The following is a 7,032-nucleotide window of genomic DNA, read 5'->3' on the forward strand; positions in this document are numbered from 1 at the left end:
CACGCCGGCGCCGTCACGCCGGCGGGCCGTCACGCCGGCGGGCCGTCACGCCGGCGGGCCGTTAAGAAGGGGCCCTTCCTATACCGGAAACGATAAGAAGGGGCCCTTCCTTACGCCTCGGGCGGGCGTACGAGGGGGGCGGTGAGGCCGCCGGCCGGCGGCGCCGGCACCTCGCCGGCCGGCGCGGCCAGCGGGTCCGGCCGGGACACCCCGCCGGGACCGGACCGTTCGGCGGCGATCTTGTCCTGCAGCCGCAGGATGCCGTGCAGCAGGGCCTCCGGGCGGGGCGGGCAGCCCGGCACGTACACGTCGACCGGGATGATCTGGTCGACGCCCTTGGTCACCGAGTAGGAGTCCCAGTACGGGCCGCCGCAGTTGGAGCAGGCGCCGAACGAGATCACGTACTTCGGCTCCGGCATCTGGTCGTACAGCCGCTTGATGGCCGGCGCCATCTTGTCGGTGACCGTCCCGGAGACCACCATGAGATCGGCCTGCCGGGGACCGTGGGCGAACGGGATCACGCCGAGCCGGATGAAGTCGTGCCGGCCCATGCTGGTGGCGATGAACTCGATGGCGCAGCAGGCCAGCCCGAAGTTGAACACCCAGAGTGAGTAGCGCCGACCCCAGTTCAGCACGAACCGGATCGGCTCGCCGAGCACCTCCGGCAACTGCACCCCCGCCGCCCCCTCCCGCTGTCCGTTACCCGACCCTAACCCACCCCGCGACGGCCGGATCGGCGCAACTGGATGTGAGCCCGAGGCGTGTTAACGGATGTCCGGGCATCGGCCCGGCCGCAACGGGGGAGGCAGTGTGACGGTGACAGCAGACCGGGACCGCGGTGGTCCACCCAGCGCCGGCGACCCGCCGGCGCTGGACCACCTCCCGGCACAACCGGCGAGAGCCCCGGAGATCTCGTTCGACGAGTTCTACCATGCCCATTTCCGGTCGCTGACCGTGCAGCTCTACGGCTACACGGGCGACCTGCAGCAGGCCCAGGACCTGGCGCAGGAGGCGTTCTGCCGGGCGTTCGCCCGCTGGTCGGCCGTGGTCGGCTTCGACGATCCGGTGGCCTGGGTCCGCCGGGTCGCCTGGAACCTCGCCACCAGCCGCTGGCGGCGGTTGCGAACCGCGCAGAACTACCTGCGCCGGCAGCGCGAGGAACACGTGGCCGGCCCGACGCCCGACCGGGTGGCGCTGGCCACCGCGCTGGCCACCCTGCCGGCCAACCACCGGCGCGCCGTCGTCCTGCACCACCTGGCCGACATTCCGGTCGCGGAGATCGCCCTGCAGGAGGGGGTGGCCGAGGGCACCGTGAAGTCGTGGTTGCACCGCGGCCGGGCGGCGCTCGCCGCGCAACTGACGGAGCACACCGAGGAGCAGCGTCATGCCTGAGCCGACCGCACCGCTCGACGCCGAATTCGAGGCGTTCCGCGCGGCCGTGCTGCCGTGCGTCGCGCCGGCCGGGCCCGACGCGGTCCGGCGTACCGTCCGCCGCCGCCGGCGTACCGTCATGGCGGTTGCCGCCGCGACGGGCCTGGCCCTGGTGGTGGGGCCGGTGGCCGCGTACGCGGCGCTGGACCACAAGGCGGCACCGACGCCGGCCGGCACCGCCACCCCGGCGCCGACCGCGACCACCGGCTCACCGACCCCGTCCGCCGGCCCGACCAGCGGCAGCCCGTCCGCCGCTCCCACCAGCGAGCCGCCCGCGCCGGACGGCCGGATCGGGCGCGCGCAGCTGCTGCGGACCCGGCTCGACCTTCCGCCGTGGCCGGCGCGGGCGGCCTACGCCAACTGCGCGACCCGGCACGTGCGGGTCATCGCCGGCCAATCCATCGGCCGGATCGAGCTGATGGACCTGCTGTACGCCGACGTCGACGCCGACGGGGCGCAGGAGACGGTGGTCACGGTCGGCTGCCGCCCGGGCGAGGCCGCGTACCAGCAGGTGGTGGCCCTCGACCGGGACTCCGACGGGAACGTCGTGACGCTCGGCCAGGTGGCCCGCACCGAGACGCTCGACCCCGCGCCCAACGAGATCGCCTGGATCACCGCGGTGGCCGACAACGGCCCCGGCTCGCTCCGGGTGCAGGTGGCCGACCTCCAGCCCTGCTGCAGCACGCCGGAATACTGGGCCCGCAAGCAGTGGCGGACGTACGGCTGGACCGGGCACGGCTTCCGGCAGACCGCCGGGCCGACCGGCTGGGGGCCGGACACCCGGCTCACCGACCTCGTGGTCACCGCCGGCCCGCTGGCGTACGGCCCGCCGGACACCGACGGGAAGCGGCACGGCTCGCTGGCCATCACCGTGACCAACAAGGGTCCGCTGGACGCCGATTACGTCGTGCTGGACCTGTCCAGCGAATCGGCCACGGCCGACTGGGGCAAGCCCGACGGCGGCGCGTGGTCGGCCTGCGGCACGTTGCCGAAGATTATCGATCACGTACCCACCTGCGTGCTGCCGAAGCTGGCCGCCGGCGAGCAGCGTTCGTACACCTTCCCGGTCACCTACCAGGATCCGCCGCCGGCGGGCGGCCTCAAGGTGCGCGTCATGGCAGAGAGATTCGACAGCAGCGCCCGATTGTGGAAGGACCTGAACCCGGCGGACAGCGACGTCGTAACGCCCGTCCGGTTCGACTGACCGATCACCCCGCCGGCCGGCGGTCCCGCCCGGGACCGCCGGCCGGTCGCCGCGCGGCCTCAGCGCAGGTCGGCCAGGCAGGACCACTGGGCGGCGACCCGGCGGTAGCCGAGCCGGCGGTTGACCGCCAGCATCGGCGCGTTCGCCTCGTCGTTCGCGGTGTAGGCCATCGCCACGCCGGCGCCGGCCGCCCGGTGCAGGGCCGCCCGCTTCACCAGGCCCGCGAGCCCCCGACCCCGGTACGCCGGGACGGTCGCGGTCATGTCCGACCAGATCCGCGCGCCGTCCCGGCGGACCAGGGTGAACGCCGCCACCGCGCCGTCGACGGTGGCCACCACGCTCAGGTCCCGGGCCAGGTCGACCTCGTCCCACACGTCGAACCGCCAGCCGGCGTAGTCGAGCGCGTCGATCGGCTCGTCACCGGGCTCGTCGGCCGCGGCGGCCCGGTACGGCGGGAAGAACTCGGCCGGATCCCAGCCGGTGAGCGGGGCCAGGCGTACCCCGGCCGGTGGCGACGGGGCGGCCGGCGCGGGGCGCAGCGACAGTCCGGCAAACCGGACCTCCCGGCTCGGCTCGAAGCCGTGCCGGCGGGCGAAGTCCACCGACCCGGTCTGGGCGAAGGCGCGGGCCCGGCGCAGGCCGAGGCCGCGCAGGTGGTCGAGCGCGGCCGAGAGCAGCTCGGCGCCGATGCCCCGGCCACGGTGGTCGGGTCGCACCAGGACGGCCACCCCACCGAGGTCGCCCGCCGCGCTCGTGGCGACGCGGTGCGCGGAGGCCGTCGCCACCAGCACACCGCCGGCCACCAGCGCACCGCCCGCCGCCGGCGCCCGGCGGGCCGCCTCGTCGCGGGCCGCCGCCTCCGCACGCGCAGCCGGCTCCGCGCGGGCCGTCGGCTCCGCGCGCGCCGCCGGCTCCGCGCGGGCCGCCGGCTCGTCGGTGGTCACCGCGACGAACACGGCGGCGTCCTCGCCCGGGGCCGGCTCGGCCAGCATCCGGCGGGTCGATTCGACCCCCCGGACCAGGTACGGGGCGACCGTCGCGCGTACCGCCACCATCCCGGCCGCGTCCGCCGGGACGGCCCTCCGGATGTCCATGTCGGGTCTCCCGCCGTCCGCCTTGGTGGTGCCAGGCATCCTCGCCGCGGAGTCGGCAGCGGGCAACCGATTAGCATGGCCGGGACAGCCATGCCGAGCAGAGGGAACCCGCAGCGCGTGTCCAGAACCGTCCGGGTCACCAGTCGGAACGCCAGCTTCCAGCAGTGGCAGGCGCTGCTCGGCAACCGCACCAAGCGGCACCGGAGCGGCGAGTTCCTGGTGCAGGGCGTCCGCCCCATCACGCTGGCCGTCGAGCACGGCTGGCGCGTCTCGGCGCTGCTGTACGCCGGGACCGGGCCGCTGTCGGGCTGGGCCCGCGATCTCCTCGACCGGGTGCCGACGGCCACCCGGGTGGCGATGGCCCCGGAGCTGCTCGCCGAGCTGGGCGGCAAGGCGGAGGGGCCGCCGGAGCTGGTGGCCGTCGTCGGGATGCCCGCCGACCGGCTGGACCGGATACCGGTGCGCCCGGACGCCCTGGTGGTGGTCTTCGACCGGCCCACCACACCGGGCAACCTGGGCACCGTGATCAGGTCCGCCGACGCGTTCGGGGCGTCCGGAGTGGTGGTGACCGGGCACGCGGCCGACCCGTACGACCCCAAGACCGTACGGGCCAGCACCGGTTCGCTGTTCGCGATGCCGACCGTGCGGGTCGACGGTCCGGCGGAGGTGCTGGACTGGGTGGCCACGCTGCGCGGCCGGGGCGTGCCACTGCGGATCGTCGGCACCGACGAGCACGGCGACACCGAGGCCGCGACGGCGGACCTGACCGGCCCGCTCGTCGTCCTGATCGGCAACGAGACGCACGGGCTGAGCGCCGGGTGGCGGGCGGCCTGCGACGACCTGGTCCGGATCCCGATCACCGGGGCCGCCAGCTCGCTCAACGCGGCCACGGCCGCCACCGTGGTGCTGTACGAGGCCGCCACGCAGCGCCGGAACGGCGTCCGGCGTGGCGGCCGCGACCGGTCCCACCACGACGCGGTGCGCGACTGAGCGCTGAGCAACCGATCGTTACCAGCATCCGGACCATCGAAGCACATATATTGATTTCCTTGAATGCCTACCCTAGGATCCGGGTCATCTATCGACGTTCATCGATGAACGTCACCTGACTTCCCCGTTTTGGTAGGTCGATGTCGATGCCTCCTCAACTGAACGCCGCCGTGCTCTCCCTGTTCCGGGCCGTGGCGGGGCTCCTGTTCCTGTGCCACGGGATCGCCAGCATCTTCGGCGTGCTCGGCGGCAACCAGGGCACCGGCCACTCCGTCCCGGCCGGCACCTGGCCCGGCTGGTACGCCGCCCTGATCCAGCTCATCGCCGGCGCTCTGGTGCTGGTCGGCCTGGCGACCCGGCCCGCCGCGCTGATCGCCTCCGGCTCCATGGCCTACGCGTACTTCTCCGTACACCAGGAGAAGGCGCTGCTGCCCATCCGCAACGGCGGCGAGCTGGCCGCGATGTTCTGCTGGTCGTTCCTGATCATCACGGTCTTCGGCGGCGGCCCGTACTCGCTCGACCGGCTCATCGCCCGGATGACCGGCCGGGGTGCCGTTCCGGACCGGACCGGCGAGCCGCTCGACGGCAGCCGGGAACCGGCCGTCGCCAGCTGAGCCCGCGACGCCACGGATACGCCAGCCACCTCACCGCGACCGGATGGGGTGGCTGGCGTCTTCTGGCCCGGCTGGATCGTCCGAAAGCCCGGGTGTCCAGGCGGCGCGGGACATGTCGACCCGGTCGCCGCGCAGCGGCGTGCCCTCGGCGACCAGCCGCTCCCGGGCCCGCCGCTCGTGTCCCGGCGGCAGCCGGCCGGCCGAGTTGACCACGCGGTGCCACGGCACCCCGCCACCGTGCCGGGCCATGATCGTGCCCACCAGCCGGGCCGACTCCCGGCCGGACCGCTCGGCCAGCTGGTCGGCGATGGCCCCGTACGACATGACCCGCCCCGGCGGGATCCGCTCGACGAGGCTCAGCACCTGCTCGACGTACTCCTCGGGGGTCACATCGAGCCAGGATATGGGAAGCACCCGGGCCGGATCGGAACGCCCGTACCAGAATGGGCGGGTGCGTGACGTGGTGACCGGCGCCCGGCGGGTCGTGGTGAAGGTGGGCTCGTCCTCGCTGACCGCCCGGGGCGGCGGTTTGGACGCCGCCCTCGTGGACCGGCTGACCGCCGCCCTGGCCGATGCCCGGGCGCGCGGCGGCGAGGTGGTGCTGGTCTCCTCCGGCGCGATCGCCGCCGGGCTGGCCCCGCTCGGACTGACCCGCCGGCCGCGCGACCTGGCCAGCCAGCAGGCGGCGGCCAGCGTCGGCCAGGGCCTGCTCATCGGCCGGTACGCGGACAGCTTCGGCCGGCACGGGCACACGGTTGGCCAGGTGCTGCTGACCGTGGACGACGTGACCCGGCGCGCGCACTACCGCAACGCGTACCGCACCCTGCGCAAGCTGCTCGACCTGGGCGCCGTGCCGATCGTCAACGAGAACGACACGGTGGCCACCGACGAGATCCGGTTCGGCGACAACGATCGGCTCGCGGCCCTCGTGGCGGCGCTCATCCAGGCCGACCTGCTGGTCCTGCTGTCCGACGTGGACGCGCTGTGGACCGGCGATCCGGCCTGGCCGGACAGCAGGCGGATCGCCGACATCCGGGACGACAGCGACCTGGCCCAGGTGCGGATCGGCGGGACCGGCCGGGCCGGCGTCGGCACCGGGGGCATGGTCACCAAGGTGGAGGCGGCGCGGATCGCCACCGGGTTCGGCATCCCGGTCGTGCTCACCGCGGCGCCGCTGGCCGCGGCCGCGCTGGCCGGCGAGCCCGTCGGCACCCTGTTCCACCCGGCGGAACGGCGGCCGGCGGCCCGGCTGTTCTGGCTGGCCCATGCGACCGCGCCGCGCGGGCGGCTGCACCTGGACGCCGGCGCCGTGCAGGCGGTGGTGCGCCGCCGCAAATCGCTGCTGCCGGCCGGGATCACCGCGGTGGACGGCGCGTTCACCGCGGGCGACCCCGTTGACCTGGTGGACACGGCGGGCGCGCCGGTGGCCCGCGGGCTGGTGAACTACGACGCTCATGAACTGCCCGGGCTGCTCGGCCGGTCCACCCCGGAGCTGGCGGCCACCCTCGGCCCGGCCTACGAGCGCGAGGTCGTCCACCGCGACGACCTGGTCCTGCTGTAAGGAAGGGCCCCTTGTTATCGCTTTTTGGGGTCTACTGACGTTGTCGTGGGTTCATGGTCGTCCGGGTAGGGGTGGGCAGAGGCCTCCTCGGCGGAGCATGGCCATGGTGATGAGGGCTTGTGGGTTGTGGTAGCCGTA

General features: G+C 74.4%; 8 protein-coding genes. 5 read left to right on the forward strand and 3 right to left on the reverse strand.

Annotation, left to right across the window (positions count from 1 at the left end; genetic code table 11):
- Positions 1 to 110: 110 nt before the first annotated feature.
- Complete coding sequence (locus tag ACFFHU_RS01500) at positions 111 to 674, reverse strand: NADH-quinone oxidoreductase subunit B (RefSeq protein WP_377334833.1); 564 nt, start codon at positions 672 to 674, stop codon at positions 111 to 113.
- A gap of 136 nt (positions 675 to 810) precedes the next feature.
- Here ACFFHU_RS01500 and ACFFHU_RS01505 point away from each other — a divergent pair, with 136 nt between their 5' ends.
- Together ACFFHU_RS01505 and ACFFHU_RS01510 are read left to right on the forward strand one after the other, a co-directional pair.
- The gene (locus ACFFHU_RS01505; protein ID WP_377334835.1) at positions 811 to 1,392 is read left to right on the forward strand and encodes a SigE family RNA polymerase sigma factor; all 582 of its coding nucleotides are present in this window, start codon (positions 811 to 813) and stop codon (positions 1,390 to 1,392) included.
- Entirely contained in the window at positions 1,385 to 2,635 is a 1,251-nt protein-coding gene (locus ACFFHU_RS01510) for a hypothetical protein (RefSeq protein WP_377334837.1), read from the forward strand. Before ACFFHU_RS01505 ends, ACFFHU_RS01510 begins: the two co-directional genes overlap by 8 nt.
- Before the next feature lie 59 nt (positions 2,636 to 2,694).
- On the opposite strand, the gene ACFFHU_RS01515 is transcribed toward ACFFHU_RS01510, so the two are convergent.
- The gene (locus tag ACFFHU_RS01515; RefSeq protein WP_377334839.1) at positions 2,695 to 3,729 is read right to left on the reverse strand and encodes a GNAT family N-acetyltransferase; all 1,035 of its coding nucleotides are present in this window, start codon (positions 3,727 to 3,729) and stop codon (positions 2,695 to 2,697) included.
- Between the two features lie 117 nt (positions 3,730 to 3,846).
- On the opposite strand from ACFFHU_RS01515, the gene ACFFHU_RS01520 reads away from it, so the two are divergent.
- Positions 3,847 to 4,719: an RNA methyltransferase gene (locus tag ACFFHU_RS01520; protein WP_377334841.1), complete on the forward strand. Its 873-nt coding sequence runs from the start codon at positions 3,847 to 3,849 to the stop codon at positions 4,717 to 4,719.
- A 146-nt stretch (positions 4,720 to 4,865) separates the two neighbouring features.
- Positions 4,866 to 5,333, forward strand: coding sequence for a DoxX family protein (locus ACFFHU_RS01525; protein ID WP_377334843.1), 468 nt, complete (start codon positions 4,866 to 4,868; stop codon positions 5,331 to 5,333).
- Between the two features lie 30 nt (positions 5,334 to 5,363).
- On the opposite strand, the gene ACFFHU_RS01530 is transcribed toward ACFFHU_RS01525, so the two are convergent.
- Positions 5,364 to 5,723 carry an MGMT family protein gene (locus tag ACFFHU_RS01530; RefSeq protein WP_377334845.1) on the reverse strand — a complete coding sequence of 120 codons (360 nt, stop codon included), beginning with the start codon at positions 5,721 to 5,723 and terminating at the stop codon, positions 5,364 to 5,366.
- Positions 5,724 to 5,784: 61 nt separating this feature from the next.
- Between ACFFHU_RS01530 and proB the strand changes: the two genes are divergently transcribed.
- On the forward strand, positions 5,785 to 6,894 hold the full coding sequence (gene proB / locus ACFFHU_RS01535) for a glutamate 5-kinase (RefSeq protein WP_377334847.1): 1,110 nt from the start codon (positions 5,785 to 5,787) through the stop codon (positions 6,892 to 6,894).
- The last annotated feature ends 138 nt before the right edge of the window (positions 6,895 to 7,032 follow it).

Origin of the sequence: Plantactinospora siamensis, from assembly GCF_042434095.1 — a bacterium.
GTDB lineage: Bacteria > Actinomycetota > Actinomycetes > Mycobacteriales > Micromonosporaceae > KBS50.

What these genes read in the sequence shown, in the direction of transcription:
- ACFFHU_RS01510 (WP_377334837.1), top strand. Translation starts at nt 1,385, where the DNA reads ATGCCTGAGCCGACCGCACCGCTCGACGCCGAATTCGAGGCGTTCCGC.
- ACFFHU_RS01515 (WP_377334839.1), bottom strand. Translation starts at nt 3,729, where the DNA reads ATGGACATCCGGAGGGCCGTCCCGGCGGACGCGGCCGGGATGGTGGCG.
- ACFFHU_RS01525 (WP_377334843.1), top strand. Translation starts at nt 4,866, where the DNA reads ATGCCTCCTCAACTGAACGCCGCCGTGCTCTCCCTGTTCCGGGCCGTG.